The sequence below is a fragment of the Streptomyces sp. NPDC040589 genome (assembly GCF_055594445.1).
Genome location: NZ_JBVIWP010000010.1, coordinates 109,967 through 135,926, shown reverse-complemented (window position 1 = coordinate 135,926; position 25,960 = coordinate 109,967). Strand labels below are relative to the sequence as shown.

Annotated in this window: 28 protein-coding genes and 1 tRNA gene; 9 read left to right on the top strand and 20 right to left on the bottom strand. The window is 70.4% G+C overall.

What is annotated here, in order from left to right; all coding sequences use genetic code 11:
- Positions 1–62: 62 nt before the first annotated feature.
- The 6 genes from ACZ58V_RS33990 to ACZ58V_RS33965 form a co-directional block, all read right to left on the bottom strand.
- On the bottom strand, positions 63–1,070 hold the full coding sequence (locus ACZ58V_RS33990; RefSeq protein WP_471294924.1) for a DUF2637 domain-containing protein: 1,008 nt from the start codon (positions 1,068–1,070) through the stop codon (positions 63–65).
- Positions 1,067–1,525 carry a hypothetical protein gene (locus tag ACZ58V_RS33985; RefSeq protein ID WP_471294922.1) on the bottom strand — a complete coding sequence of 153 codons (459 nt, stop codon included), beginning with the start codon at positions 1,523–1,525 and terminating at the stop codon, positions 1,067–1,069. The genes ACZ58V_RS33990 and ACZ58V_RS33985 overlap by 4 nt, the downstream gene beginning before the upstream one ends.
- The gene (locus ACZ58V_RS33980) at positions 1,522–1,863 is read right to left on the bottom strand and encodes a hypothetical protein (RefSeq protein ID WP_471294920.1); all 342 of its coding nucleotides are present in this window, start codon (positions 1,861–1,863) and stop codon (positions 1,522–1,524) included. Before ACZ58V_RS33980 ends, ACZ58V_RS33985 begins: the two co-directional genes overlap by 4 nt.
- Positions 1,860–2,306: a Pycsar system effector family protein gene (locus ACZ58V_RS33975; RefSeq protein ID WP_471294918.1), complete on the bottom strand. Its 447-nt coding sequence runs from the start codon at positions 2,304–2,306 to the stop codon at positions 1,860–1,862. Before ACZ58V_RS33975 ends, ACZ58V_RS33980 begins: the two co-directional genes overlap by 4 nt.
- A complete protein-coding gene (locus tag ACZ58V_RS33970; protein WP_471294915.1) occupies positions 2,303–2,572 on the bottom strand; it encodes a DUF6284 family protein in 270 nt (89 codons plus the stop codon). Before ACZ58V_RS33970 ends, ACZ58V_RS33975 begins: the two co-directional genes overlap by 4 nt.
- A 112-nt stretch (positions 2,573–2,684) precedes the next feature.
- Entirely contained in the window at positions 2,685–2,870 is a 186-nt protein-coding gene (locus tag ACZ58V_RS33965) for a hypothetical protein (protein WP_471294914.1), read from the bottom strand.
- Positions 2,871–3,570: 700 nt separating this feature from the next.
- Between ACZ58V_RS33965 and ACZ58V_RS33960 the strand changes: the two genes are divergently transcribed.
- Positions 3,571–4,296, top strand: a complete 726-nt coding sequence (locus ACZ58V_RS33960; protein ID WP_471294912.1) for an XRE family transcriptional regulator — start codon at positions 3,571–3,573, stop codon at positions 4,294–4,296.
- A 3-nt stretch (positions 4,297–4,299) separates the two neighbouring features.
- Positions 4,300–4,773 carry an NUDIX domain-containing protein gene (locus tag ACZ58V_RS33955; RefSeq protein ID WP_471294911.1) on the top strand — a complete coding sequence of 158 codons (474 nt, stop codon included), beginning with the start codon at positions 4,300–4,302 and terminating at the stop codon, positions 4,771–4,773.
- Here ACZ58V_RS33955 and ACZ58V_RS33950 read toward each other — a convergent pair.
- Positions 4,761–5,327, bottom strand: a complete 567-nt coding sequence (locus ACZ58V_RS33950; protein ID WP_471294909.1) for an HD domain-containing protein — start codon at positions 5,325–5,327, stop codon at positions 4,761–4,763. The genes ACZ58V_RS33955 and ACZ58V_RS33950 overlap by 13 nt on opposite strands.
- Positions 5,328–5,329: 2 nt before the next feature.
- A complete protein-coding gene (locus ACZ58V_RS33945; RefSeq protein ID WP_471294907.1) occupies positions 5,330–6,148 on the bottom strand; it encodes a GntR family transcriptional regulator in 819 nt (272 codons plus the stop codon).
- Positions 6,149–7,105: 957 nt separating this feature from the next.
- Between ACZ58V_RS33945 and ACZ58V_RS33940 the strand changes: the two genes are divergently transcribed.
- Positions 7,106–7,170 (top strand) — tRNA-Thr (locus ACZ58V_RS33940).
- A 2-nt stretch (positions 7,171–7,172) separates the two neighbouring features.
- On the opposite strand, the gene ACZ58V_RS33935 is transcribed toward ACZ58V_RS33940, so the two are convergent.
- A complete protein-coding gene (locus ACZ58V_RS33935; protein WP_471294906.1) occupies positions 7,173–8,258 on the bottom strand; it encodes a DUF4037 domain-containing protein in 1,086 nt (361 codons plus the stop codon).
- Positions 8,259–8,261: 3 nt separating this feature from the next.
- On the bottom strand, positions 8,262–9,185 hold the full coding sequence (locus ACZ58V_RS33930; protein ID WP_471294905.1) for an aminoglycoside phosphotransferase family protein: 924 nt from the start codon (positions 9,183–9,185) through the stop codon (positions 8,262–8,264).
- A 99-nt stretch (positions 9,186–9,284) separates the two neighbouring features.
- Between ACZ58V_RS33930 and ACZ58V_RS33925 the strand changes: the two genes are divergently transcribed.
- Entirely contained in the window at positions 9,285–12,566 is a 3,282-nt protein-coding gene (locus ACZ58V_RS33925) for a Tat pathway signal protein (RefSeq protein WP_471294903.1), read from the top strand.
- 93 nt (positions 12,567–12,659) lie between these two features.
- On the opposite strand, the gene ACZ58V_RS33920 is transcribed toward ACZ58V_RS33925, so the two are convergent.
- Positions 12,660–13,643 (bottom strand): zinc-binding dehydrogenase, encoded by a 984-nt coding sequence (locus tag ACZ58V_RS33920; RefSeq protein ID WP_468193949.1) that lies wholly within the window; start codon positions 13,641–13,643, stop codon positions 12,660–12,662.
- 55 nt (positions 13,644–13,698) lie between these two features.
- Complete coding sequence (locus ACZ58V_RS33915) at positions 13,699–14,859, bottom strand: NAD(P)-binding protein (protein ID WP_468193952.1); 1,161 nt, start codon at positions 14,857–14,859, stop codon at positions 13,699–13,701.
- Positions 14,860–14,994: 135 nt separating this feature from the next.
- Here ACZ58V_RS33915 and ACZ58V_RS33910 point away from each other — a divergent pair, with 135 nt between their 5' ends.
- Positions 14,995–15,672, top strand: a complete 678-nt coding sequence (locus ACZ58V_RS33910; protein ID WP_471294902.1) for a pentapeptide repeat-containing protein — start codon at positions 14,995–14,997, stop codon at positions 15,670–15,672.
- Between the two features lie 53 nt (positions 15,673–15,725).
- Here ACZ58V_RS33910 and ACZ58V_RS33905 read toward each other — a convergent pair whose 3' ends face one another.
- Positions 15,726–16,382, bottom strand: coding sequence for a hypothetical protein (locus ACZ58V_RS33905; protein ID WP_471294899.1), 657 nt, complete (start codon positions 16,380–16,382; stop codon positions 15,726–15,728).
- Positions 16,383–16,457: 75 nt separating this feature from the next.
- On the bottom strand, positions 16,458–16,958 hold the full coding sequence (locus ACZ58V_RS33900; protein WP_471294897.1) for a hypothetical protein: 501 nt from the start codon (positions 16,956–16,958) through the stop codon (positions 16,458–16,460).
- Positions 16,959–16,996: 38 nt separating this feature from the next.
- Here ACZ58V_RS33900 and ACZ58V_RS33895 point away from each other — a divergent pair, with 38 nt between their 5' ends.
- Positions 16,997–18,388, top strand: a complete 1,392-nt coding sequence (locus tag ACZ58V_RS33895; RefSeq protein ID WP_471294895.1) for a M1 family metallopeptidase — start codon at positions 16,997–16,999, stop codon at positions 18,386–18,388.
- Between the two features lie 11 nt (positions 18,389–18,399).
- On the opposite strand, the gene ACZ58V_RS33890 is transcribed toward ACZ58V_RS33895, so the two are convergent.
- Together ACZ58V_RS33890 and ACZ58V_RS33885 are read right to left on the bottom strand one after the other, a co-directional pair.
- Positions 18,400–18,924, bottom strand: coding sequence for a GNAT family N-acetyltransferase (locus ACZ58V_RS33890; protein WP_468193962.1), 525 nt, complete (start codon positions 18,922–18,924; stop codon positions 18,400–18,402).
- 164 nt (positions 18,925–19,088) lie between these two features.
- Positions 19,089–19,664, bottom strand: coding sequence for a TerD family protein (locus ACZ58V_RS33885; protein ID WP_189729329.1), 576 nt, complete (start codon positions 19,662–19,664; stop codon positions 19,089–19,091).
- 153 nt (positions 19,665–19,817) lie between these two features.
- On the opposite strand from ACZ58V_RS33885, the gene arfB reads away from it, so the two are divergent.
- Entirely contained in the window at positions 19,818–20,255 is a 438-nt protein-coding gene (gene arfB / locus ACZ58V_RS33880; protein WP_468193965.1) for an alternative ribosome rescue aminoacyl-tRNA hydrolase ArfB, read from the top strand.
- Here arfB and ACZ58V_RS33875 read toward each other — a convergent pair.
- Both ACZ58V_RS33875 and ACZ58V_RS33870 read right to left on the bottom strand, forming a co-directional pair.
- On the bottom strand, positions 20,252–20,743 hold the full coding sequence (locus ACZ58V_RS33875; protein ID WP_468193968.1) for a GNAT family N-acetyltransferase: 492 nt from the start codon (positions 20,741–20,743) through the stop codon (positions 20,252–20,254). The genes arfB and ACZ58V_RS33875 overlap by 4 nt on opposite strands.
- A 49-nt stretch (positions 20,744–20,792) precedes the next feature.
- Complete coding sequence (locus tag ACZ58V_RS33870; protein ID WP_468193970.1) at positions 20,793–21,377, bottom strand: flavin reductase family protein; 585 nt, start codon at positions 21,375–21,377, stop codon at positions 20,793–20,795.
- Between the two features lie 327 nt (positions 21,378–21,704).
- On the opposite strand from ACZ58V_RS33870, the gene cdgB reads away from it, so the two are divergent.
- Both cdgB and ACZ58V_RS33860 read left to right on the top strand, forming a co-directional pair.
- On the top strand, positions 21,705–23,366 hold the full coding sequence (cdgB, locus tag ACZ58V_RS33865; protein WP_468193972.1) for a diguanylate cyclase CdgB: 1,662 nt from the start codon (positions 21,705–21,707) through the stop codon (positions 23,364–23,366).
- Between the two features lie 119 nt (positions 23,367–23,485).
- Positions 23,486–24,439: a carbohydrate-binding protein gene (locus ACZ58V_RS33860; RefSeq protein WP_471294891.1), complete on the top strand. Its 954-nt coding sequence runs from the start codon at positions 23,486–23,488 to the stop codon at positions 24,437–24,439.
- Positions 24,440–24,521: 82 nt separating this feature from the next.
- On the opposite strand, the gene ACZ58V_RS33855 is transcribed toward ACZ58V_RS33860, so the two are convergent.
- A complete protein-coding gene (locus ACZ58V_RS33855) occupies positions 24,522–24,896 on the bottom strand; it encodes an SH3 domain-containing protein (RefSeq protein ID WP_471294890.1) in 375 nt (124 codons plus the stop codon).
- A gap of 93 nt (positions 24,897–24,989) precedes the next feature.
- Entirely contained in the window at positions 24,990–25,919 is a 930-nt protein-coding gene (locus tag ACZ58V_RS33850; RefSeq protein WP_471294889.1) for a 1-phosphofructokinase family hexose kinase, read from the bottom strand.
- Between the last annotated feature and the right edge of the window lie 41 nt (positions 25,920–25,960).

Below are 25,960 nucleotides of genomic sequence, written 5' to 3'. Positions count from 1 at the left end.
TGCACGAGGTCACGGAGCGGCCATTGAGCGGCCATCCGGCGGCCACGCGGGGAGACCTGTGATCAGCGGCCCGCGATGGCCAACTCAGCGCCGTCCGTGCCGGGGTGGCGCTGCTCGGCGTAGCGGGTGGAGACCCATCCGACCGACCAGCCGCACAACTCGGCTGCGGCCCGCACCGCCAGGCCGGCATCGAACGCGGCGGTCACGATCGCGCGGGCTTCGTCTTCTGGCAGCTTGCCGTGGGCCGGGCCGCGTTCCAGCAGAGCTGCGCGTTCACGCGCGGCCTGCTCGGCACGCTCACGGCGTTCACGCTCTGCTGTTTCGGCGTGCTGGCGCTGCTCGTCTTCGGCCCGTTGCCGGGCCTGCTGTTCAAGGCGCAACCGCTCTTGTTCACGCTGTTCACGCTCGTGTTCACGGCGTTCACGACGCTCCCGCTCGGCAGCCTCCGCCCGCTCCCGGGCTTCGCGCTCCTCGCGTCGCTGCCGCTCCTCCCGCTCGGCCTGTTCGCGGGCCAAGTGGGCTTCGTGTTCACGTTGTTCACGCGCCAGCGCGGCGGCATGGTCGCGCTCCTCGCGGGCCTCGGCACGAGCCTGCTCGGCACGCTCGCGGGCCGCCTGCTCGCGCCGCTCCCGTTCGGACGTCTGCTTGGCTTCCAGGGCGGCCACGGCGCGGGCGATGGCCCGCCGGTAGGCAAGGCTGGTCTCCGCAGTGACGATCAGCAGCAGCGGCGCCACCGAGTGGACAGCCACGCCCACCAGGTCCTTCTTCAGCGCGGAGTCGGCCGTGTTGAGCGCGAGCGTCATCAGGCCGGTCATCCAACGCAGCACGACCGGCCAGCGTCCGCCGTGCCCGCCCAGACGGGCCAGCACGTCATCGAGCTTGACCACGATCACGACAGCGGCGTCCACCACGAGCGGCAGAATCGGGGCCGTCCAGTCCCACTCATCGGCCGTGTGCTTCGACATCAGCGGCGTGACCGTGAGGATCGAGTAGAGCATCGCCCCGCACACGATCAGCCACGTCCCGCCCGACAGCGCGCGCTCCGCTGAACGCGTCTGAACACTGTTCACGCCGCCTCCCCGACCGGCTTCGGAACGGGGACGTACACGCGGCGGAAGCCGTTGGATGCGGCGTCGTAGATGAACGCCTCACACCGCCACTCGGACTCAGACGGCGGGCGTTCACCAGCAGGCACCCACACCGCATTGGGGGACGTGCCGTGGGCGGCGGTGTCGGCGTAGGCATCCTCGCGGGAGGCGTAGACGGTGTGCGGCTCGCCGTAGTGCAGCAGCACCGTCAGCGTCTGCCCCTCCAACGACTCGCCCTCCAGCTCCTCACGCAACCGGCGGATCTCGATGTCCTTCAGCAGCAGCTCCTGCTGCGCGGCGAACAGCTCCTCCAAGGTGCGCGAGAGAAACTCGCCCACCTCGGCGGCGGACGCCTCCACCCGCTCCGCACGATCGGCGGCGGTACGGGCGTCGTGCTCAAGCCGGGCGAGGCGGGCCCGGGTGACGATTCGGATCACGCCGCACCCCCTTTCTCGGTGGCGGTCACTGGGGCGTCCGCGAAAGCGGTCAGGACGATGTCGGCACCGCCGTAGGCGCCCTCGGCGCGCAGGACGCGGGTACGGCCATTGCCCTGGACGCGGAAGGTGACTGCGTCGGGGACGATGCCGAGTGCCTCCCGCCACGTCTCGAACGCCGCGAAGGTGTCCTCCGTCAGGTCCACGTCGTGCAGCGACAGTTCCAGCTGCTCCGGGCCGACAGGCGACAGGTGTACGAACGGGGCGGGCAAGTGTGGGAAGTCGGCGAGCAGCAGCCGCAGCGCCCGCATCGACACCGCGAGTTCGCTCAGCGCCGTCACAGCGCACCCCCCGCGGTGAGCAGGGCGGCCACGATCAGCAGGGCGCCACCAGTGAGCGTGAGGTCGACCGCGCGGCGCAGGCATGTGAACTTGGCGACCGCGAGGCGGGACAGCCCGGCGATGTCGGCGGCCAGGTCGGTTTCGACGGCGGCAGTGATCTCCTCGGCGGTGAGCGTGGCCCACAGCGGGAACCCGTGCCGGCCACGCAGGTTCGGCCGAGTCGAGCGCAGCAGCAGACCGGCCGCCGCGACCAGCAGCACCATTCCGGCGCCGCCCGCCACGCAGGCCGGAAGCGTCAGGGGCAGGTCGCGGGCGACCGACCAGCTACCGGCCAGCACCGCGCCGACGAACGCCAGCAGCAGAGCGGTCTTGGCGTCGGTCCGCGTGATCTCCGCCTTCACCTCGGCGTGCACGTCCTTCAGGCTCCGGACGGCGGCGCTCATGCCGCACCCCCGGGCAGGGCCATGTCGGCCGTGCGGTTGGCGAGGGCGATCCGCGCGGCCAGCGCCCGGCGGCGGGCCCGGCGCAGGCGCCGGTTGTCCAGCTCGGTCGGGACCCGGTCCAGCATGGTGATCTGCGCGTCGAGCAGCTCGACATCCGCCAGGATGACGGGCATCTCCTGCTCGATCGCCTCCAGCTCCGCATCCGTCGGCTCGATCCCGTCGGCGAACGCGGTAACAGCGTCCTGAACAGTGACGATGGTGTTCATTGGGTCGTGTTCCTCTCACAGGGTGGAACGGCCCGACAGCGGCTCCCGGGTGGCACCCCGGGAGCCGCGCGCCGTTATTGGTGTCGTGTGGTGCTGCGGACCGCTCAGGCGGTCAGCCCTCGGTGGTGAGGTTGTCGACGTGGACGTCCTTGTAGCCCTGGCGCGCCAGGTCGCGACGGATCGACTCGGGGTAGTCGTGGCGGGAGACCCAGTGGCTGACCGTGGTCTCGCCGGAGCCGTGGCCCCTCTCGCCGGACTTGGTGTCGGTGGCGAAGGCAGTGAACTTGATCTTCGGCATGAGCTGTCCTCTCGGGCGATGGAAGCGGAAACCTTCGCGGCTCCCCACGCCCCGCCCGTACAGCCCTCGCACCAAAGTGCGGAGCGGGACAGGCGAGGGAGGCAACCGGCCGCAGCGCTAGCCGCTGCGATGGCAGGTAGAGAGCGGACCGGGTTGGCCGTGAGCGCGAGTTCCGCTCACGGGCCGGGATGAGGCACTGGCGCCGCCGGCCGATCCATCACGGCGGCGCCCGAAGTCTTCGTCGATGCATTGGGATTCCCTCTCAGCGAGGATGAACAGGGGTGAAGCACTGCAAGGGGGACCACGTCCCCACCCTCCGGCCGTTGCTCGCGGTCACCGGGCCACCTCGCCAGTACGGGCCGAAACCCTGTTCCACCTGGCCTTCAGCGGGATTGCAGCGTCCCCGCCTTCTGCGCATGCGGCATGAAGCCGCCTTCCGACCGAGGTGTTGCGTTCGGTCGTTGCAGTACCTGTTTTACAGGTACTGCATGAGGGTCCGTCAAGTACCGCGACGGGCCCTCATGCCTTCGCGCCTGGAACTTCTTGGCGCACCATCAGAATCGCCGCAGGTCAGGGGCGTTCGTAACCGCGCCCTTGGAAACCTTGGGGAGCGCTGACTACGCTCAAGAAGTCCCTACAAGTCCCTCAGGGGGTGTAGATGTCCAACGAGCGCTTGAGGTCGGCCCTGTTAGCGCGTGGCATGACCGTTCAGGACCTGGCCGAAGAGATCGGCGTCATTCCGAAGACTGTCGAGCGTTGGATCACGCAAGGGAAGGTTCCGTACCGGCGTCACCAGTACGCGACAGCGGCAGCGCTCAAGGTCGACGTGACGACGATCTGGGAAGACGGCCGGACCATCGAGAGCGCCGCGGACCTGTCCAAAGCCGAGATAGCGACCGTCTACCCGCACCGCCATACGGTGCCACCAGGGCTCTGGCGAGAGCTCTACGGCCGCGCTGAGCGGAACTTGGACGTGCTCGTCTACTCCGGGTTGTTCCTCTCCGAGGACCCGCTGTTCCATGACCTCGTGAAGGCGAAGGTAGAAGCCGGAGCCCAGGTGCGCATCCTGCTCGGCGACCCCGAGTGCGCTGCCGTACGACAGCGCGGCATCGACGAGGGGCACCAGATCATGGACGGCAAGATACGCAATGCCCTGCTCCACTACCGCGCACTCATGCGGAGCCATCCGGACATCGGCTTCCGGCTGCACGACTCGACGCTCTACAACTCGATCTACCGGGCCGACGACGAGATGCTGGTGAACCCTCACGTCTACGGCATCGGCGCCTTCATGGCGCCCGTCCTCCACCTGCGCCGTCTGCCGGGCGGCGGCATGTTCGACACGTACGCGAATAGCATCGAACACACCTGGGAGAACGCCCGCCCGGTCACCGAGCAGGACGTAGCGAGCATCACGGGAGCCTGAACCATGGGACGTATCGACTACCTGCACGACCCCGATGCCCCGCCGGCCAACTCGGTTGTGCCGTCCGTCGTCGCGTTCGTACAGAACGACGTGGGACAAGTGCTGATGATCCAGCGTTCCGACAACGGGCGCTGGGCACTGCCCGGCGGTGGTCACGACGTGGGGGAGTCGATCAGCGACACCGTTGTGCGGGAAGTCTGGGAGGAGACCGGGATCAAGTCGGAAGTCGTCAACCTGTCCGGGATCTACACGGACCCCGGGCACGTGATGCAGTACGACGACGGTGAGGTGCGCCAGCAGTTCAGCATCTGCTTTCGCGCGCGGCCGATCGGTGGTGAACTCCGTACGAGCAGCGAGACGACTCAGGTCCGCTGGGTCGACCCAGCGGACCTGACGACTTTGGACGTGCACCCCACGATGCGGCTCCGGATCGAGCACGCCATGGATCAGGCGCGCGCGACCCCCTACATCGGCTGACGCTTGGCTGCGGCGACCCGTTCGAGCACGCGGGCCGTACAGGCCAGGATTTCCGGTTCGGCCCGGCGGATGAACTGCCCGATCAGGCTGTCAGGCCCATACCGGCCGGTAATCTCGTTGATCCGGTCGATCGGGTTCGTGGGCGTGCCGTCCGGCGTGGTGCTCATGTCGCAGTAGCAGAGCGCGTCGTTGAGGTGGGCGTTCTCGCGGGGGAACTCGCCCTCCAACTCCTCGCGCATGCCGCGCGCTTCAGCTTCCATCCAGGCGCAGGAGTGGTGGGCGACCAAATTGATGACGCGGTTGTCGGCGCCGGCAACGTCCCGGAGGTAGCGGGCCCCGTCCAGCGGGTGGAAACCGGTCTTGGCCAGGTCCGGCGCATACCCGATGTCGTGCAGTACCGCCGCAGCCTCCAGCAGATCCGCGTCTTCGCCAAGAACGAGCGCAATGGTGCGCGCCCTCTCTGCGACCCCGAGGCAGTGCTTCCAGCGTCGGGGCAGCGGTTCGGCAAGCAAGGATTCGGCGAGCGGGTAGGCCCACTGTGTGAGTGCCGTCAAGGTCAGGAATGCCCTTCTTGGTTTGGCAGTGCGCGTACAAGCCGGAACTTGCCTTGGCCTCCCTCAGACAGCACACCGACTGCTGTCAACTTGTCCAGAGCCTTGGTCACGGTCGGACGCGAGACACCGAACCGTGCGCTAAGGGAGGAAGCGCTCGGGAAGATGGAGCCCACCTCGAGCTCATCCGCATCAATGACGCCAGCGATGCGCTCATGTAGCGGCCGACGGTCGACCTGGTCACCTGGCCTGAGAACGCGCCATCGGCCGCCCGGTACTGGTTCGGCCACTCCGTCCACTTGAAGGACGCGAAAGGCACGCAGCACAACTCCGCGAGAGACGCTGTGGTCGCGCATGAGGTCGGCAGCAGACGGCAACTCCTGCATCTCCTGGTCTGCGTTGATCCTGGACTTCAGTGCGTCCGCGATCGTGAGGAAGGTTCCCCGGGGACTGGCCTGCTGCTCGCCAGTGCCTGCGTTGTCGGTATGTCCCGGACGGGGACTGACGCCGCCGGGGGAAACAGCACGGAGCCTCTCTCGTAGCTCAAGAAAATCGCTACAGCCGACGGCCGCGGCGAAGCGGGTGAGCGAAGGTTGGCTGACGCCAATGCGGTCTGCGAGATCTGTGATCGATAGAGACAGCGCCTCGGTGGTGTTCTCAAGCAGGTATCGAACGATGCGCCGCTGCGCCGGAGTAAGGCGGGCGGTGTCGACGTGTGCGGCAAACCAGGATGCGGGCGAATCTTCCGGTACATGCACTGCCTGGTTCTGGCCCTCCGCCCCGTCTGCGACGGAAGTACCCCGGGCTCTGGCTTGCTGTGACACGTGCTCTCCCTCCGTCCATCAGTCCCGAGGCCAAGCCTTGCACGGTAGGTCCCGATTCCAGAACGGGCGCGGTTCAGCTGCGGGCGCCCGCAGTTTCCAAAGATGTGATGTTGAACACAGTTCGATGGGCAGGAAATAACCAATTGTCGCCATTGTCCCTATTGCATAGGCAACTTGCGGGGCATTGATGCAGCTGCTGCTGTGGTCGCCGTCGGTCGACGGTCCCTGGTGCGAGTGGTTGCGCGGGTCGCAAGTCGTCACCCGTATGCGGGCACCGGGGAAGGCTCTTCGTGACATTGTGCTGGGCGTTTGCTGGAGCCATCCGTAGTACCCGTATAAGCATTGCCATGCAATGCCTATATGGGGTTTCTTGAGCAACTCTAATTTGCCTACAGCTTCTGGTGTGCAAATAGCGCAGGGGTGTATGTGGTGCGCTGGCGAGTCTCCTGGTGCTGCACACTAATGCGGTGCCCGCCCTCGAATCGGCGACGAAACTGAACGAGGGCGGGCTCGACCAGTCCTCACGGAGAGAGAAAGGTCAGGTATGACGTTACCGACCGAACGTGCGCCCCTCAGCTCCGAGTGCCTCAGTCGACCGATGACGACCCGATGTCGCATGCCAAGGATCAGTCGGCGGGTGGCGATTGCCGTCGGTCTCGCGGCCTTGGCTCTGACTGTTGCTCTGCTCGTAGCGGCGGTGCCCGCCCTGGCTACCCCGATCGGCACAGCGGCGGGGGTGGCAGCAGTAGCTGCCGCTGTTGCTCAGTGGCTTTGGCCAGGCAAGCCGAGATCGGGAGACGGCTCAACTGAAGCTCCCTGAAGGCCTGTCGCCGGGTGGCGGTGGTCTCAATTGCGGTCTCAAAGGCAACCGCGTCCACCCCAGTCCGTCCTCGTCTGACGGAGTTTGGCGACCCCTTTTGAGCAGGCATGTAGCCCGAAGCTCGGACTCCCCTGGACGCCCCCGGAGCAAGATCGGACAACTTGTAATGCGTAGGTCGTCGGTTCGAATCCGACAGGGGGCTCTTCACCGCCCAGGCCGGACCTCTCCGGGCCTGGGCTTTTTCATGGCGTCGGTGTTGTCCGTGAACTGGTCGATCGCGCCGGTGTCCGGCAGTGCGCGCAGGTCCGGATCCGTGACGCTGGCGCGTAGGGCCGCGGTGAAGCGTTCCGCGTGGAGGACCTGGAAGGGGCGGCCGTGGTAGGGGCGGGTGGTGGGGTCGACCGGGGGCGTCAGCGCGAGGGTGTTGTGGTGGGCGGCGAGGGCTTCGTAGGCCCGTGTCAGGTGGCGTTCGCGGGTGGGCCAGTCCGGGGCGGTGAGGGCCGCTGTCAGGGTCGGGGTGAGGGCCGGGCCCTGGGGGGTCTGGGCGAAGGCGGTGCCCAGCCACTTGCTGTAGGGCGGGTAGCGGCGGTTCATCAGGAGGCACAGGCGCATCAGGTCGCGGACCAGGCGGGCGGCGACGACCGCGGAGCCGAGTTCGTCACCCACCTCGCCGCAGCGGCCTACGAAGGCCTCCTCCTGGGAGATGCGTTTCCACTGGCAGGCCAGGACGTACAGCCAGACGTCGTGCGGGTACCAGCGCAGGGCTGTGCGGGCCGGGGTGAGCCGGTCGAGGCCGTCGTGGAAGACCGCGCCCGCGGTGGCTTCGGCCAGGAGCTGGGTGGGAGTGGCCAGCCAGTCCGTGGTGGTGACGGTCTCGGACGGGTCGAAGCCGAGGTGGGCGGTGAACCAGGTGCCCGGGTCCGTGATGTCGACTCGGTGGTGGACCGGGCCGTCTGTCCTGGTCATGACGCGGATGTCGGTGCCGGGGTCTTCGCCGGTGAGGGCGAAGTGGGTGGGGAGGCCGAGGAAGGTCTTCGGGAGGCGGTGGGAGAGGAGGGCGGTGAGGCGGGGGCCGTGCTGGCCGGCGTCCTGCGGGCGCAGGAAGAGCTGCAAGCGCGGTCCCCACTCGTGGTCGGCCGAGCGCGGGGTGTCGTAGCCGAGGACCTCGGAGCCGCTGCCGAGGCGGGCGGCGGAGTGGGGGATGCCGGGGAGGTCCTCGTCCAGGAGCGGGCGTACGGCTTCGGTGTAGAAGCGGCGGGAGAGTTCCAGGCCGGGCAGGAACGGTGGCATCGGTCAGTTGCCGTGGCTGCGGAGGCGGCGGGCGATCTCGAGTTGGGCGTCGTCGAGGGGGCGGTCGTCCTCGATGTCCCACAGGGTGTTCTGGAGGAGGCGGGCGAGGGTCCAGGCGCGGGCTCGGGGGCGGTCCAGGGTGAGGACGTCGGTCATGGCGTCGAAGCGCCAGAGGATGTCGTCGGGGTCGTAGCGGTTGTCGAGGGCCGGCCAGAGTTCAAAGCCGGGGTCGCCTGCCAGGGGCTTGGGGTCGATCGCCAGCCAGGGGGCGCGGTCGGACGCGAGGACGTTCTCGTCGTGGAGGTCCCAGTGCAGGAGGCGGTCGCCCGGTTCGTCGACGACCTCGCGTAGGGCGGCCGCGCAGTCGGCGACCAGGCGGCGGGCCTCGGGGTCGGGGATGCGGCCGAGGGCCCACGGGGTCTGGTCGAGCATGGCCCGGGCGATGTCGCCGAGGCGGCGCAGGCCGGGCGGGGCGGGGAAGGAGGTGAGGTGGGCGAGGAGCTCCGCGATCGTGACGACGGCCTGGTGGGGGTCCGGCACGTGGGACAGCATGCGGGTCTCGTCGAGGCGTTCCAGCAGCATGGTGCCGGTGGGCTCGTCGTGGTCGAGGAGGCGGACGGCTCCGTCGCCGTTCCAGACGCGCAGCGCCACCGGTTCGCCTTCGCTCTCCTCGTCGAGGATCTGGAGCTTGAGGACCGCGGGGGCGTTGTCGGGGCGGAGGACCGGGAGGACCAGGGCGGAGACGCCGTGCATGGGAGGTCCGTCGGGTTTCAGTTTCCAGTGGTCGAGGAAGCGGGCCGTCTGTTCAGGCAGTCCGGTGATGAAGGCGCGGCCCGCTTCGCCGTTGAACTTCTCCTGTGATGCTGCCAGTTCGCGGGGAATGTCGATCACTCTCGGCACGGTAGTGGGGTGTGCCGGGTGGGGCATGTGAATTTGGGGCGGGCCGGGGAGGCGTATCTCGCGGGCGGTATGTCGTACCTGTGTGCGAGCATCTCGCCAACGACCAATGATCCAGGGGGGATTGCCATGTCGGGTACCGACGCATGTCCGAGACCGAGACCGAGATCGCGCGAGAGACGGGGGCGGGCCGTCGCGTCCGCCGTCGCCGTCTCGCTGTTCGCTTCGCTGCTGAGCCTGACGGGAGCGGGGGTCGCGGTGGGGGCCGCGGCCGGGGTCGCCAAGGCCGCCGAACCGGAGTGTGCGCCGCTCGCGCTCGCGCCGTTCGGGGACCCGGGTGACGCCGTCGGCAGGGCGACCGTCCCGGCGCAGAGCAGCGCCTGTTTCACCGTGACCGCCGGCTCCGCCGGTCCTCACCTGGTCACCCTGGAGGACAGCGGCAACAACGCCTACGCGGAGCTGTACGACGCCGACGGCGCCCAGGTCGACTGCTACGCCGACGAGCCCCGCTCCGAGGGCTGGTGCCAGGTGCCCGCGGCAGGTACGTACACCCTCAAGGTCGTCAACAGCGGCTGGGTGGACGACGAGAAGACCGAGCTGACCGTCGTCCCGCTCGGCTCGGGGACCAGCGGCTGCGCCGAGCCCGTCGGCACCGGCTGGGACACGCCGGCCGTGATCCGGAGCGCGGCGAGCCCGCTGGCCGTGGACTGCCAGGCCTTCGAGGCCCGGCCCGGTGAGCGGATCAGGCTGAAGCTGCAGCGGAAGGTGTACGGCGAGTCGGTCGCCTGGATCACCGACGAGACCGGTGCCCGGATCTGCGAGCGCTTCCCGGAGGACGGCGAGGACAGCTGTGTGCTGCCGGGCGACGGTCCCTACCGGGTGCTGTCGAGCGTCTCCCGCTCGGAGACCGGCTTCCCCGCCGCCTACGCGCTCCAGGTGCGCCGGCTGAACGACCCGCAGGGCTGCACGACCGCCTCCGTACTGCCGTACGGGCCTCTGAAGCCGCAGGACTTCCGTACCGACCTCTGTTACACCTTCACCGCCGACCGGGCCGGGCCGTACACCGTGCACGCCGTGGACGAGGACCGGTCGGCCGGGGCGGTCCGGGTCTACGACGCCGACGGGCGGACCGTGTGCGACTCCGGCACCGACCCGTGCCGGATCCGCGAGGCGGGCACCTACACCGCCGTCTTGGACCGCTACCCCTTCGAGGCCTCCCGGGACCGGCTGGTCGTGTTCGACCGGGCCTCCGACGCCGGCTGCGAGGAGATCGGGACCGGCCTGTACAAGGGCGAGCTGAGCACGGTCGGGCAGTACGACTGCCTGACGCTGCCCGTGCCGAAGGACGCCCGGATCGCCGCGCTCACCGCGAACTCCTCGGCCGGGCTGACCCCCGAGGTGGAGGTCCTGGACCGCGCGGGCGCCCCGCAGTGCGGCAGCGAGGCGCTCCGGAACGGCGACTGCGCGCTGACCGGTGAGGCGCCGTTCCGCGCGCTGGTGCACACCGAGGACACCGGGGACACAGCCACCGGCCGCTACACGGTCGCCTTCCACCGCACCGACGCCGCCGAGGGCTGTCCCGCCCTGCCCGCGGGCAGATTCGCCCCGGGCGGCGCGAAGGCCACGCTGACCACGGGCGGCGGCGTCTTCTCGCACTGCCTGGGCATCCCGGCCGACGCGCACTCGAACGCGGAGCTGCTCCAGCTGACCGCGACCTCGGGGACCGCTCCCGCCGGCTTCTCGGTGCTGGACTCAGACGGCAAGCGCGTCTGCGACCGTTACGCCACCACCGACGGCTGGACGATCTGTTCGCTGACCCCGGGCAAGGCCCACACCGTGCTGGTGACCGGCCGGGACGAGACCGCGACGTACAGCCTGACCCGGCGTGACGTCACGGCCGGAGCCTCCGCCGCGGGCTGTGCGACGACCGCCGCGGTGAAGGTCGGCGGGGCGTCCCTGAAGAGCGCGTACGCGCCGGGCACCATCAACTGCCACCAGGTGACCACCGGCGCGGCGACCGACGTCGTACACGTCGACGTGCGGGACGCGCTCGGCACCGCCAACAGCGCGGTGGTCGCCGGGGACGGCCGCGTGGAGTGCTCCTTCCGCAACACGTCCTGCGCGGTGAGCGGTTCGACCACCCACCAGGTTCTCGTGCAGACGCCGGCTCATCTGAAGGCGGCGCCCGAGTACCGCCTGGACCGCCTGCGGATCGCGACCGCCGACGGGCCCGCCCCGGAGTGTGTGAAGGTGCCGTCCGTGGCCTTCGGGTACGGGCCGGTCACCGGCACACTGGACGAGTCGCGCACCGCCGTGTGCGCGGCGCTGCCCACCGCGGGATTCGACCATTTCGACACCGACATCAAGGACACGGCGGGCGCCGACGTCAAGGCGGTACCCGTCCTGTACGACAGGTCCACCTGGAAGAACGGCTGCACGCGCTTCATCCCGGAGGGCTACGACTGCGCCGTCCAGGGCTCGGTCTCTGCGAGTACGCCGTCGCTGTTCCTGCTCGGCCTGCCGGAGAAGGCGTCGAGCACGGCCTACAGCGCCGAACTCATCTGCTCGTCCGCGCTGTGCGGCACGGAGAAGACGAACGTCACCGCCGTCAGCCCGGACACGGGCGCCACCGGCGGCAAGGTGAAGCTCACGGTCACCGGCACCGCGCTCGGGAAGGACGTCACGGTCCGGCTGAGCCAGGCCGGCAAGACGATCACGGCGGAGGCGGACTCGGTCGCCGCGGACAACCGGACGGTGACCGCGACCGTGGACCTCACGGGCGCGGCGACCGGCACCTGGAACGTCAGCGTGATCACGCGCGGCTGGGAGTTCCAGCGCGGCACCTTCACCGTGACGCCCCGGCCCGAGCTGGAGAACACGGCGGAACCGAAGGTGACCGGCACGCCCAAGGTGGGCGCCGAGGTCACCGCGGCGCCGGGCACCTGGTCGGCGGCGGCGACGTCGTACACGTACCAGTGGAAGGCGGACGGGGCCGCGATCGGCGGCGCTACGGCGTCGGCGTACCGGATCCCCGCGGCGCAGGCCGGCAAGAAGATCGGCGTGACCGTGACGGCGGTCAGGAGCGGCTGGCAGAGCGGGTCGGCGTCCTCGCCGGCGGTGACCGTGGCCAAGGGCGACGCGTCCAAGGCGACCAAGCCGCCGGTGATCAGTGGGACGGCCAAGGTCGGCAAGACGCTGAAGTCGTCGACCGGGACGTGGAGCCCGGCCGCGTCCTCCTGGTCGTACCAGTGGTACGCCGACGGCAAGGCGGTCAGCGGGGCGACGAAGTCCTCGCTCGTGCTGAAGGCGGCGCAGCAGGGCAAGAAGATCACCGTGAAGGTGATGGCCCACCGCGCGGGGCACAAGGACGGGTCGGCGGTGAGCAAGGCGACGAAGGCGGTCGTTCGCTGATCGGCTTGTGGCAGACCCTCTCTTCCTGGAGGGCGAGCAGACCCTGGTGACGAGGAGGGCCCTGCGGTGCGTGGGGCCCTCCTCGGTGTCGTGTCAGGGTTCCAGGACCACCTTCCCCGTCGTGCCCCGGCTCTCCAGCGCCCGGTGCGCGGCCGCCGCCTCGCGGAGCGGGAAGCGCTGTACGGCCGGGGTGAGCCGGCCGGTGGCGGCCTCGGTGAGGGCGCGCAGTTCGAGGGTGCGCAGGGGGTCGGGGCCGCCGGCCTTTGCCAGCATCACGGGGCCGAGGACCTGTTCGGAGACGCCGTCGACGAGGTAGGGCTCGCCGTCGAGGATGCCCTGGCCGGACCAGCCGAAGACGATGTGCCTGCCGTCGGGGCCGAGGAGGGCGACGGCCTCGCGGGCCACGTCGCCGCCGACGCCGTCGAAGACGACGGTCGCGGTGCGGCCGCCGAGGTGGGCGCGGACCTTGGCGGGCCAGGCCGGGTCCTTGTAGTCGGCGGCGAGATCGGCGCCGTTCGCCTGCACGCGGGCGACCTTCTCCGGCCCGCCCGCGAGGCCGACGACGGTCGCGCCGGCGTTCTTGGCGTACTGCACGAGCAGCGTGCCGATGCCGCCGGCGGCGGCCGGGACGACGGCCACCGAGCCGGGGCCGAGGTCGGCGAACTGGAGGATCCCCATCGCCGTACGGCCCGTGCCGATCATGGCGACGGCCTCGGCGAAGTCCAGGTTCCCCGGGATCTCGTGCAGGCGTTCGACCGCGGTGACGGCCAGCTCGGCGTACCCGCCGGGGACGAAGCCGAGGTGGGCGACGACCCGCTTGCCGAGCCACAGGTCCGCGACGCCCTCGCCCAGGGACTCGACGACACCGGCGACCTCGCGGCCGGGGACGGTGGGCAGGGTCGCCCGCTCGGCCGCCGGTCCGCCCCGCATGCCCTCGCGCAGGGCGGCGTCCAGGAGGTGGACGCCCGCCGCCCGTACGGCTATACGGACCTGACCGGGGCCCGGCTGGGGGTCCTCGACCTGCTCGTGGGTGAGGTTCTCGGCCGGGCCGAAGGCGTGCAGGCGGATGGCGTGCATGGGAGCTCCTCGTGGTCGCGTCGGGCGGGCGCCCGATGGACCCCAGCCTTCAACCTCAAGCTTGCTTGAGGTCAAGCTCCCGCCGGCCGAGGGCCAGGGACACCGCCGTCAGGGCGCTGTTGAAGGAGACCTCCGACAGCACGCCGGGGGCCGCGACCTGGTCACCGGCGAGGTAGACACCGTCGCCCCGGTCCACGGCGGGCCGGTCGCGCCAGCTGGTGCCGGGCAGGTCGACCGCGCCCGTACGCCCGGCCGCGACGGACTCGCGCCGCCAGGTGACGCGCTCCCGCCAGCCCGGGAACCCCAGGTCGAGCAGCTGCTCGGCGCGGGCGGTGCCGTCGGACTTGGACTCGTGCGGGGCGAGAGGGATCTGCCCCTGGATGAGCTGCTCGCCGGCCGGGGCGAGGCTGCGGTCCTGGGCGGTGAACCGTTCGAGCCAGCCGGGCGCGTCCAGGTCGGAGACCGCGAAGGCGTCCCCGCGCCGCGTGCGCACGGCCAGGTCGACGAGGGTGGTACGGCCGCTCGGCCAGGTCAGGGAGTCGTCGCCGAGCAGACGCCGGGCGGCGTCCAGGGAGGTCGCGACGACCACCGGTGTGCCGGTCGGGAGCGTGTCGATGCGGGACAGGGTCTCCATCCTCACCCCCAGGTTCCAGGCCCGGGCGGCCATCCGGTCGATGAGGCTGGCCCAGCCGCCGTGTGGGTAATGGGCCTCGGGCGGAAGCTTGGTGGCCCGGCGCAGGCGCTCCTGGACGAACGCGGCCGACAGGGAGCCGGGGTCGTGGTGGAAGAGGGCGACGGCGGAGTAGTGCGCGGCGGCCCGGGCGCCCTCCTCGCCCGCGATGCCGGTCGCCCAGGTCAGGAAGTCGACGTCCACGGGCGCCTGCCGGGCGTTCCGGCGCAGCAGCTTCAGCATCGGGAAGGGCGGGGTGCGGCGCAGCACGCCGTGGTGGCGCAGCCGTAGCCGGGCGCCCTCCAGGGGAGGGATCGGGGCGAGCGGGCCGATGAGGTCGCGCTGCTTCAGCCAGGCCCAGTGCGGGCCGCCGCTGTAGAGGGCGTGCGGGCCCTCGTTCGTGCGGTACGGGCCCTCGGCGGTGCGGGCCCGGCCGCCGAGGGTGTGGTGGGCTTCGTGGAGGGTGACCTTGACGCCCGCCTCGGCGGCGGTGATGGCGGCGGTCAGTCCGGCGAAGCCGCCGCCTATGACGGTGATGCGGTGCATGGCTGGGATCTCCCTGAGGCCTGAGGTCGACAATCGCCTTCGGGATTACGACCGTTCGCGGGGGCCGGAATGTGACATGGCCGGTGTTCGCGCAGGTCAGGGGGTGTTGTCAGTGGTGGGGTGCAGCATGGGGACATGGCGAGGAGAGCGGCGGGCGGTACGGGTGTGAAGGGCGCGCGGCGACCGGAGGTGCGGCTGCCGCCGCTGGAGCCGTACGGGGGCGGTGAGCTGGAGCCGGACGGGGACTACGACGGGCTGGAGTTCCGGGACGCGGAGCTCACTGGGCAGGACGGGGCGGGGGCCCGTTTCATGGACTGCGCGCTGACGGGGTGCGCGCTGGACGAGACGCGGCTGCGGCATGCCCGGTTCCTGGACTCGGCCCTCACCGGCGTCCGGGGCGTCGGCACCGACCTCGCCGAGGCGACCCTGCGGGACGTGGAGCTGACCGACGCCCGCCTCGGCGGGCCGCAGTTGCACGGGGCGGTGCTGGAGCGGGTGCTGATCCGCGGCGGCAAGATCGACTATCTGAATCTGCGCACGGCCCGGCTCAGAGACGTCGTCTTCGAGGGCTGTGTCCTCGTCGAGCCGGACTTCGGGGGCGCCCGCCTGGAGCGGGTGGAGTTCGTGGACTGCGCCCTGAAGGGCGTCGACCTGCACGCGGCGACCCTCACGGACGTCGACCTGCGCGGGGCCGCGCCGCTGGAGATCAGCGGGGGTCTCGACCGGCTGTCGGGGGCGGTGATCAGTACGGCGCAACTGCTGGATCTGGCACCGGTGCTGGCGGTGGAGTGGGGGATCAGGGTGGAGGGATGATCGCCGCGTGCTCATGGCCGCACGCTGGCCTCCGCGTGCTGATCGCTGTCCGCTCACCCCTCGTACCAGCCCCCTGACCCCGCCTGCTCCGGGCAGTCGTAGGACTGGTGCAGGGCTATGAGGGCGGTGACCAGACGGGGGTCGAGTTCATGCCGCAGCAGCCGGTAGTCCTCGGCCACCGCGCGGAAGACGAGGTGGGCGCGGTGGCTGCCGTCCCGCCAGGTGATGCGCCGGGGTGGGCGGAAGTCGTCGTCGATCTCCGCCATCAGGGCCAGGAGCACGAAGAGGAGATAGACCGGCAGCCCGAAGGGCCACCACAGCGCCCACCACACCAGTCGGCCCTCGTACCCGTGCAGGACGGGCCCCGCCGCCGGTTCCACGGTCCAGCGTTTGCGCCCCCACCGGAAGGCGCGGCGCCGCCGCAGGGTGATCCGCCCGAGCGGGGCGCCGTACGGATCCAGGACGTGGTACACCGCCGGGCGTCCGCTCAGCCGTGACCCCAGCGGCTGCTCCGTCACCACCCGGGCGACCGGCGCCCAGTCCTCCGCGCGCAGATGGAAGGCCCGCTGGGAGCGGAGCCGGTCCGGCGCGGGGCTGTCGGGGTCGCGGTGGAGCCGGACGATGGTGCCCTGCTCAAGCCCCTCTCCGCTGACGATGACCGGTGGCGTCATCTTGTAGTTCAGGCCGTAGGTCACGCGCCCCTGGCTCACGTCGCCGTTCTCCCCGTGTCCGCTGTATCCGCTGCCGGTCGAAGGTTGATCGTGCCAGCCCGGTGGCGGACGTCGTCAGGAGACCCTGGGAAAGCGCGCCTGAAGGGTCCAGATCGCCGGGTTCTCGGCGAGGTCGTCGTGCAGATCGGTGAGGTCGGCGATCAGGTCGTGCAGGAAGTCCCGGGACTCGCGGCGCAGTTCGGTGTGGGAGACGGTGAGCGGGAGCTCCTCCGCGCGCATCCAGTCGGCCTCGATGTCCACCCACCCGAAGCGGCGCTCGAAGAGCATCCGGTCGGTCGACTCGGTGAAGTCCAGTTCCGCCCGCTGCGGCCGGGACGCCCGCGAGCCCGCCGGGTCCCGGTCGATCCGCTCCACGATGTCGCACAGCGCCCACGCGAAGTCGAGCACCGGCACCCATCCCCAGGCTGTGGACACCTCGTGGTCCGTCTTGGTGTCCGCCAAGTAGACGTCGCCGCAGAACAGGTCGTGCCGCAGGGCGCGGACGTCCGCGCGGCGGTAGTCGGTCTGCGGAGGGTCCGGGAAGCGGTTGGAGAGGGCGTAGCCGATGTCGAGCACGGGGGTGATGCTGTCATGCCCCCCATAGGATCGAGGTCGTGGCCCGGTCCGTACGTCTTGTCCCCGCCCTGCTCGTCTCCGCGCTCGCCCTCACGGCCTGCGGCGGGGTCCACGGCACCCCGGGCGGCTCCGGCGTACGCGACCCCTACTTCCCGAAGGCCGGCAACGGCGGCTACGACGTCACCCACTACGGCCTGCGCCTCGCCTACGATCCGGACGCCCACCACCTCACCGGCACGGCCACCCTCACCGCCCGCGCGACCAAGGACCTCTCCGCCTTCAACCTCGACCTGATCGGCCTGGAGGTCGGCAAGGTCACCGTCGGCGGCGAGACGGCCCGCTGGAACCGGGCCGGGCAGGAGCTCACCGTCCGGCCGCGCAAGGACCTCGGCCGGGACGAGACGTTCCGCGTGACCGTCCGCTACTCCGGGGCGCCCGAGACCGTCACCGACCCGGACGGCTCCCAGGAGGGCTGGCTGCGCACCGCGGACGGGGTGCTCGCGCTGGGCGAACCGACGGGGTCGATGGCGTGGTTCCCCGGCAACCACCACCCGTCCGACAAGGCGTCGTACGACCTCACGGTGACCGTGCCGCCGGGGCTCCGGGCGGTCTCCAACGGGGAGTTGCGCGACGTCACGACCGCGAAGGGCGGACGTACGACGTTCAGCTGGCACTCCGCCGAGCCCATGGCGAGCTACCTCGCCACGCTCGCGATCGGCCGCTACGACATCGCCCGCTCCACCGCCCGGGACGGGCTGCCCGTGTACACGGCCGTCGACCCGGGGGAGAAGGAGGCGAGCCGCGTGGTGCTCGCCCGCATCCCCGAGATCCTGCGCTGGGCGGAGAAGCGCTTCGGCCCGTATCCCTTCTCCTCCACCGGCGCGATCGTCGACCGCGCGGCCGAGGTCGGCTACGCCCTGGAGACCCAGACCCGCCCCGTCTTCCCCGGCGCCCCCGGCATCACCCTCCTCGTCCACGAACTCGCCCACCAGTGGTACGGCGACTCCGTCACGCCGGAGAGCTGGCGCGACATGTGGCTCAACGAGGGCTTCACGACCTACGCGGAGTGGCTGTGGCGGGAGGGCCACGGCGGGGAGAGCGCGCAGGAGTCCTTCGACGCGCTGTACGAGAACGGCGAGAAGACGTACAAGGACCTCTGGGCGTTCCCGCCCGCGAAGCCAGCGGATGCCGCGAACATCTCCGGCGACCCCGTCTACCAGCGGGGCGCGATGGTCCTCCACAAGATCCGCCAGGCCGTCGGCGACGACAGGTTCTTCGCCATCCTGCGGGGATGGGCGACGAACCATCGCCATGGGAACGCGGACACGGCCGAGTTCACGGCGTACGTCGAAAAGCAGGCGCCCGGGGAGGACTTCGAGGGGATCTGGGAGGACTGGCTGTACGGGGAGGGGAAGCCGGAGAGGCCCTGAGAGGCCTGGTGCTACGGCGTGGTCAGATCCTTGCGCAGGACCGCGCACGGGCGTTTCAGCTGCACGTCCTCGCGGTGGTCGATGACCTCGTAGCCGAGAGCCGTCCAGAAGGCGAGGGCCTTCGGGTTGTTGGCCAGGACGGCGAGACGTACGGCCGTGCGGTCCGCTGCGCGGAAGCGGTCCTCCACGAGGGAGGCGAGGCGGCGGCCGTGGCCTTGGCCGTGCAGGCTCGCGTCCACCATCAGCAGGCCGATCCAGGGGTCCGGGTCGGCGGGGTCGGGGTGGTGGGCGAGGGTGATCGCGATACCGATCAGGCGACCGAAGCCGCGGGCGAGCAGCACGTCGACGTCCGGATGGGCCCATTCCTCGGCCAGGGCGGCCGCGACCTGTTCCGGGCGGATGTCGTCCGGGTCGGGGAAGTCGCCGCTGAGGGTGTGGAACTCGTGGTTGGCGGCGTAGAGGGCGGTGAGTTCGGTGAGCAGGGGAGCGGGGACGGATTCGCCGGGGGACGGCGGGAGCAGGGGTTCGAGGATCACCCCCGGAACGTAGCGCGGGTGGCTTGGTCGTCGTGGGGCTCCGCCACATGAGAAGTGGGGTTCCGCCCCATGAGAAGTGGGGTTCCGCCACCTGAGAAAAGGGCGGAGCCCCCGGCCTCTTCCAAGGCTCGGGGGCTCCACAGTCAGAACAAGCTCGACGTCCGTCAGACGTTCACGCCGAAGTCCTGGGCGATGCCGACCAGGCCCGAGGCGTAGCCCTGGCCGACGGCGCGGAACTTCCACTCCGCGCCGTTGCGGTAGAGCTCGCCGAAGACCATGGCCGTCTCCGTGGCCGCGTCCTCCGACAGGTCGTAGCGGGCGATCTCGGCGCCGCCGGCCTGGTTGACGATGCGGATGTAGGCGTTGCGGACCTGGCCGAAGTTCTGCGAGCGGTTCTCGGCGTCGTAGATGGACACCGGGAAGACGATCTTCTCGATGTCGGCCGGGAGGGCGGCGAGATTGACGTTGATCGCCTCGTCGTCGCCGGCGCCCTCACCCGTGCGGTTGTCGCCGGTGTGGACGATCGTGTTGTCCGGGGTCTGCTTGTTGTTGAAGAACACGAAGTGGGCGTCCGAGAAGACCTTGCCCTGCGTGTTGACCGCGATCGCGGACGCGTCGAGGTCGAAGTCCGTGCCGGTGGTGGTGCGGACGTCCCAGCCGAGGCCCACGGTGACGTCGGTCAGGCCCGGAGCCTCCTTGGTGAGCGAGACGTTGCCACCCTTGGACAGGCTTACAGCCATTGTTGGGAGTCCCTTCCCTCGTTTACGTACGGCAGTACGGCAAAGAAGCTACAGCTACCCCCTGAACGCAGAGAGGGGTACGCGAGGTTCCAGCTCCTTTACTTTCTTTACTCGCGATTATTGGGATGACGCGGACCGGACAGAAGCGGGAACATGGACGGCATGTCTGGTCCCCACGTCATCCGCGGCTCCGTCTCCCTGCCCGAGGCCGAGCTCATGTGGCGTTTCTCGCGCTCCTCGGGGCCCGGCGGACAGCACGTCAACACCAGTGACTCGAAGGTCGAGCTCAGCTTCGACCTGGCGAAGACCGAGGCGCTGCCCGAGGTGTGGAAGCAGCGGGCGCTGGAGCGGCTGGCCGGGCGCCTGGCCGACGGAGTCGTCACCGTACGGTCCTCCGAGCACCGCTCCCAGTGGCGCAACCGCGAGACCGCCGCCGTACGCCTCGCCGCCCTCCTGGCCGAGGCCACCGCACCCCCGCCCAAGCCCCGCAGGCAGACCCGGATCCCCCGGGGTATCAACGAGCGCCGGCTGCGCGAGAAGAAGCAGCGCTCGGAGACCAAGCGCGGCCGATCGGCCCAGGGCTGGAGCTAGCGCCTGTCGAGGGGCCCTGGGCCAGTCAGCTCCAGCAGCCCCACCGTCTGGCCCCCGCTGTTCTCCCCGTCCGGGCGGAAGCCGAGCCCCAGGTAGAAGCCCTCGGGGCCGTCCGGTCCCGGGTGCCAGGTGACGTAGAACCTCTTGGTGTCGCGTCGGCGCAGCTCGGCGGCGACGGACTCGACGGCGAAACGGCCGTACCCCTTGCCCTGCTCTCCGGCCGCGATGTTCAGCCGCCACAGGCCCGAGCGGAAGTCGCTGCCGTCCCCGTACCAGTCGATGCCGAGGCAGGCCATGAGGAAGCCGACCGGGCGGTCGCCGTCGACGATGAGGCGGGGCCACGCGATGGCGCCGTGCGCGTACGCCTCGGCGAGTGACTTCACGACCGGGGCGACCGCGTGTTCCTGGTCGGGGCGGACGCGGATGCCGAGGGCGGCGTCGAGGTTCGCGGCGGTGATCTCTTCGAGGTGGAGGCCCGTCGTCGTCATGCGCGCACCCTAGGGTCGGCGATCAACCCCGGGCCACCGGATTTCCGCCTCACCCCAACTGCCGGTATCGCCCCCGGAAGTACGTCAGCGGCCCGCCCTCAGCGCTCGGCACATGGGCCGTCAGGACGCGGCCGATGACCAGCGTGTGGTCGCCGGCCGGTACGCGCTGCTCGGTGCGGCACTCCAGGACGGCCAGGGCGCCGCCCACCAGGGGTGCCCCGGTGTACTCGCCGCGCGTGTAAGGGATGTCGGCGAACAGCAGCCGGTCGCTGACCCGGCCCTTCATGGCGAACCGGCCCGCGATGTGCCGCTGGCTCTCGGACAGGACCGAGACCGCCCACTGGGGCTGTTCGTCGAGCAGCTCGTCCATGCGGGAGCCCTCGCGCAGGCTCACCAGCACCATGGGCGGGTCCAGGGACACCGACATGAAGGCCGTGGCCGTCATGCCAACGTCCTCGCTGCCCGGCGCCGAGGGGTCGTCCGGGTCGAGCGGCGGCTCCTGCGCGGTCACCAGGACCACGCCCGAGGCCAGCCGGGACATGGCGGCACGGAACTCGTCGTTGCTCACCCCCTCAGCATGCCCGGAGGCGGGTGACGGAATGATCGGGGACGTGGCGGCGGGAGTGTTCGGCACACCCGAAACGCTAATCTCCGCCCCGCGCGCCGCGCATCGGGCTCCCGCCCGATCAGGGTCTTAGGACTAGCGACGGACTCCTGAAGGCCTTCGGGAAGAACATGGGCGCAACCTGACAAAGTTTGCGTTCGATAGACGCACGTGAAAAACGCAGAAACTCCACTCAATTGTTCAGCTTTGCCTGTGACTTGAGTCACAAGGGGCAGGAATTGTTGACCCTGTGTACCGAGTGAGCAGCGCGCTGTGATTCAGTGGCGGGGAAGCTGCCAGGACGAACGCCGATGAGAACCCTTGATTCGCTGCGAGGTCTCGGGGGGGAGGGCGAGCATGGAGACCGAGTCGGAGCCCTACGTCCGCCTTGCGTCCCTGCGACAACTGCACCAGGTCATGGCCGACATGAACACGGCCCGCAGCCTGGCCGACACACTGCAGACCGTCGCGGAGGGCGTCGTCGCCGCTCTCGGGTACGAGATGGCGTGCGTGAACCTCGTACGCCCCGACGGCGATCTCGTCGTCGCCGCCTTCGCCGGGAACCCCGCCGCAGAGGCCCTCATCACCGGCCGCGTCGGCTCGCGCGATTCCTGGGAACGCCGCCTCGGCATGGGCGAGCGCTGGGGCGACCTGGTGTTCATACCGCACACCGAGGGCTGGGTCCTCGACGACGACGACGTCCCGCAGTGGTACACCGACGGTCCCGCGCCCCGCTTCGAGGACGAGTGGCATCCGGCCGACAGGCTCTTCGCGCCCATGTACGCGCCCGGGCCGCAGGGCAGCGCGGCATGCGGCGAGCTGATCGGCGTGCTCTCCGTGGACCGCCCGCGCAACGGCCGCCGGCCCGGCGCCTGGGGCCGCGAGGCACTCCAGATGTACGCGTTCCAGGCCGCCATCGCGATCAGCAACGCCCGGCTGCGCGCCAACATGCAGCGCGCCCTCGTCCGGCTGGAGCGCGAGCAGCAGGCGCTGCGCGCGAGCGAGGAAAGCTTCAGGCAGGCCTTCGAGTACGCCCCGTCCGGCATGGCCATCGCCGAGATGGGCGGCGACCAGCACGGCCGGATCCTGCGCACGAACGACGCCCTGTGCCGGCTGCTGGGCCGCCCCGCCTCCGCGATGCGCCGCTACTCCTTCTCCGACCTGGTCCACCCCGAGGACATAGGCACCCTGCTGCGGACCTCGGCGGAGGGCGGCCGCGCGGAACTCCGCCTCGGCCGCCGTGACGGCACCTACGTCTGGGTCTCACTGCGCAACAGCGTCGTCGCCGACGCCGCCGACGGACCGCGCTTCCTCCTCACCCACGTCGAGGACATCGAGGAGCGCAAGCGTCGTGAGCTGCAGCTCGCCCACCGCGCCTCGCACGACTCACTCACCGGCCTGCCGAACTCCGCCGAGCTGCGCTCCCGCCTGTCGTCGCGGCTCTGTCAGCGCGCCGCGCCCCCGCACTCCGCCGTCGCCGAGTCCCATGACGCGGCCTACGGCCACCCCGCCTTCGACGTCGTCGGCCCCGGCTTCGACTTCCGGCAGGCCGCCGAGCCGTACGACGCCTATGACCATCATGTGCACACCGTCGCCCCGGACGGCGACCACGACGACGGTATGAAGGGTCTCGCCGTCCTCTTCTGCGACCTCGACGGCTTCAAGTCGATCAACGACCGGTTCGGGCACAACGCGGGTGACGCGGTTCTCATCGAGGTCGCCCGGCGTCTGAGCGGCGGCGTCCGCGACGGTGACACGGTCGCCCGGCTCGGGGGTGACGAATTCGTCATCCTCGCCGACGGACTCGGCCGGGCCGACGCGCAGGACCTCGCGGTCCGCCTCCGCAACGAGATCATCCAGCCCATCCGCGCCGAGGGGCGTGCCGTCCGGGTCGGCGCCAGCTTCGGCATCGGATGGGCACACTGTGGAATGACGGCGGACGAAGTGTTGAAATCCGCTGACGAGCGGATGTACGTCGAGAAACGATCTCGTCCCAAACAACACAGACGCGCTGGGTGAACCCGAGGTCAGCGAGTGGATGCGGTCTGAGTCACCCGTTTGGGTCACTGGGAGCGGGTAGGCTCGCTCTCTCACGACCCGTACCGCATTGCACCGCACCTGACTGAGGAGACCAAGGGATGACGCCCGGCAACAACGGCGCGAGCACGCCCGAGGACGACGACCCGTTCGGCTATCTCTACGCCGACGGGCAGGCCAACGGAGCCCAGCCGCCGTCCGGGGGCTACGGCTACCCGAACTCGGTCAACCGGGTGCGTGCGGTCGGTACCCGCTCCTACGGCCAGCAGCAGCAGGCGGGCGCGGGCCAGACCGCGGCGTACGGTCAGGCCCCCCAGCAGCAGGGCGGCTACGGCCGGCCGAACGCGCACTACGCGGCACCCGAGACGCTGCCCGGCGGCGGCGGAGCCACCACCGCCCCCCAGCACCAGGTACCCGGCGGCGGAGGCGGCCGCGGTGGCCGCGGCCCGAACACCAAGGGCCTGCTGATCGGTGCGATCGCGGTGGTCGCGGCGGTCGTCATCGGCATCGGCGTGGCCATGCTGGGCGGCGACAAGGACGACAAGAAGTCCGAGGACCAGGCCGGCTCCGGCCAGAACCAGTCCCAGAGCGCGGAACCGACTCCGTCGGCCAGCAAGAGCGCGGCGGGCAAGACCGAGCTTCCGAAGATCGACGCGAAGGCGATGCGGCTCAGCCCCGGCCTCACGACGGCGTCGGAGTTCAAGGGCGCGAAGGCCGACGGCGGGGTCTATGTGACGGGCTTCAACCAGGTCGGTGCCAAGGTCACCTGGACGGTGGACGGCATCGAGAAGGCCGGCTCCTACAAGCTCTACCTGAATTACGGCGTCCCGGGCACGGACGCCAATGCGACCCTGGTGGTCAACGGCAAGCCGGACCCCAGGCCCATGAGCATGAAGAACTTCGGGAACTCACCCAAGGGCGACTGGGAACAGGGCTGGAAGAACACCTGGGCCATCGTGAACCTGAACAAGGGGACCAACACCATCGAGCTCGCCTGCAACGAGGGCAACAAGTGCGACGCGGTCCTCGACCAGTTCTACCTCAAGCGAGGCTAGCCGGTCGGACTGATACGACGACGGCGGCCGTCCCCCCACCGTGGGGGACGGCCGCCGCCGTACGAGCGGTAACGAGCTCAGCTCACTCGACCCGGCCCCACTCCAGGCAACGGCTCGCGGCCCACGCCTTCTTGCCGTTCCACCGGACCTCGTGCCAGTCCTTCTCGGTCGGCGAGCTGCTTGAGCACTTGTAGGCGCCGCCGTTGTGCGTGCCGCTGCACCCGGCGACCCAGCACTTGACGATCTTCCCCTTCTTCAGGGTGCCGACCTTCCGTGCGGTGGTGCTGGGCTTCTCACGGATGCTGACGTCCCGGACGTCGCTCCAGCCGCCGCCCCATTCCTGCGCGGCCGCCGGAGCAGCCTTGATCTCCGGGGCCGCCGAAGCGCCGGAGTTCATGGTGGCCATGAGGCCCACGGAGGCGATGCCGACCATGGCCAGCCTCGTGATCTTGTTCAATTGTTCCCCCAGCAAAAAAGGTCGATCTTTGGTCGTCGGTGATCTTAGGTGGGGGAGAGGCGAATCGGCCAGAGGATTTCGGTCACCTGTGCCCTACGCCGCAGATGCCTCACTCGTCACCGTGACCCGCCCCAGCAGCTCCTCGTACACGCCCCGGTCGAACTCCCCCGCGACCGGCGCCGAGACCGTCGCCGCCGACAGGGCGACCGCTCGGGTCAGGCGATCCGGCCAGGGACGGTGCTCCACCAGGGCCGACATCAGGCCGGCGACCGCTGAGTCGCCTGCGCCCGTGGGGTTGCCGTGGAGGGATGACGGTGGGGCGGCGCGCCAGCGGCCCTCGGGGGTTACCGCCAGCAGGCCTTCCGCGCCGAGGGAGGCGACCACCGCGCCCGCGCCCCGGCGGCGGGCGTCCTGGGTGGCTCGCACGGGGTCGTGGGAGCCCGTCAGTTCCGCCAGTTCGTCGGAGTTCGGCTTGATGATGTCGGGGCGGGCGGCGACGCCGCGGCGCAGGGGTTCGCCGCTCGTGTCGAGGAGGACCGGGACGCCGGCGGACCTGGCCGTGCGGACCAGTCCGGCGTATGCGCCCACCGGGACGCCCGGTGGGAGGCTGCCGCACAGGGCCACGGCGGAGGCGGTGGGGAGCAGGACCTCGTAGGCCTCCTGGAAGGCGGACCACTCGGTGGGTGTGACCGTGGGGCCGGGTTCGTTGAGTTGTGTGGTGTCGCCGGACCGGTCGTCGACCACGGCGATCGTGCGGCGTGTCGGGCCCGTGATCGGGATCAGCGCGTCCACCACGCGCGGCACCGAGGCCAGAAGTTCCTGGACGACCCGGCCCGTCGCACCGCCCGTGAATCCCGTCACCGTCACCTCGTGCCCGAGGGCCGCGAGGACCCGGGCCACGTTGACGCCCTTGCCGCCAGGGCGTTCCGTCACCTCGGAGACGCGGTGGGAGGCGTGCGGCCGGAGGGACCGTACGCGGTAGGTGATGTCGAGAGCGGTGTTCAGTGTGACCGTGAGGATCACCTGGGCCGACCTCCCCCCGGACGCGCTTGTTGCCGTGAACG

What these genes read in the sequence shown, in the direction of transcription:
- ACZ58V_RS33975 (WP_471294918.1), bottom strand. Translation starts at nt 2,306, where the DNA reads ATGAGCGCCGCCGTCCGGAGCCTGAAGGACGTGCACGCCGAGGTGAAG.
- ACZ58V_RS33970 (WP_471294915.1), bottom strand. Translation starts at nt 2,572, where the DNA reads ATGAACACCATCGTCACTGTTCAGGACGCTGTTACCGCGTTCGCCGAC.
- ACZ58V_RS33965 (WP_471294914.1), bottom strand. Translation starts at nt 2,870, where the DNA reads ATGCCGAAGATCAAGTTCACTGCCTTCGCCACCGACACCAAGTCCGGC.
- ACZ58V_RS33960 (WP_471294912.1), top strand. Translation starts at nt 3,571, where the DNA reads ATGACCGTTCAGGACCTGGCCGAAGAGATCGGCGTCATTCCGAAGACT.
- ACZ58V_RS33955 (WP_471294911.1), top strand. Translation starts at nt 4,300, where the DNA reads ATGGGACGTATCGACTACCTGCACGACCCCGATGCCCCGCCGGCCAAC.
- ACZ58V_RS33935 (WP_471294906.1), bottom strand. Translation starts at nt 8,258, where the DNA reads ATGCCACCGTTCCTGCCCGGCCTGGAACTCTCCCGCCGCTTCTACACC.
- ACZ58V_RS33930 (WP_471294905.1), bottom strand. Translation starts at nt 9,185, where the DNA reads ATGCCCCACCCGGCACACCCCACTACCGTGCCGAGAGTGATCGACATT.
- ACZ58V_RS33925 (WP_471294903.1), top strand. Translation starts at nt 9,285, where the DNA reads ATGTCGGGTACCGACGCATGTCCGAGACCGAGACCGAGATCGCGCGAG.
- ACZ58V_RS33920 (WP_468193949.1), bottom strand. Translation starts at nt 13,643, where the DNA reads ATGCACGCCATCCGCCTGCACGCCTTCGGCCCGGCCGAGAACCTCACC.
- ACZ58V_RS33915 (WP_468193952.1), bottom strand. Translation starts at nt 14,859, where the DNA reads ATGCACCGCATCACCGTCATAGGCGGCGGCTTCGCCGGACTGACCGCC.
- ACZ58V_RS33910 (WP_471294902.1), top strand. Translation starts at nt 14,995, where the DNA reads ATGGCGAGGAGAGCGGCGGGCGGTACGGGTGTGAAGGGCGCGCGGCGA.
- ACZ58V_RS33885 (WP_189729329.1), bottom strand. Translation starts at nt 19,664, where the DNA reads ATGGCTGTAAGCCTGTCCAAGGGTGGCAACGTCTCGCTCACCAAGGAG.
- arfB (WP_468193965.1), top strand. Translation starts at nt 19,818, where the DNA reads ATGGACGGCATGTCTGGTCCCCACGTCATCCGCGGCTCCGTCTCCCTG.
- ACZ58V_RS33875 (WP_468193968.1), bottom strand. Translation starts at nt 20,743, where the DNA reads ATGACGACGACGGGCCTCCACCTCGAAGAGATCACCGCCGCGAACCTC.
- cdgB (WP_468193972.1), top strand. Translation starts at nt 21,705, where the DNA reads ATGGAGACCGAGTCGGAGCCCTACGTCCGCCTTGCGTCCCTGCGACAA.
- ACZ58V_RS33860 (WP_471294891.1), top strand. Translation starts at nt 23,486, where the DNA reads ATGACGCCCGGCAACAACGGCGCGAGCACGCCCGAGGACGACGACCCG.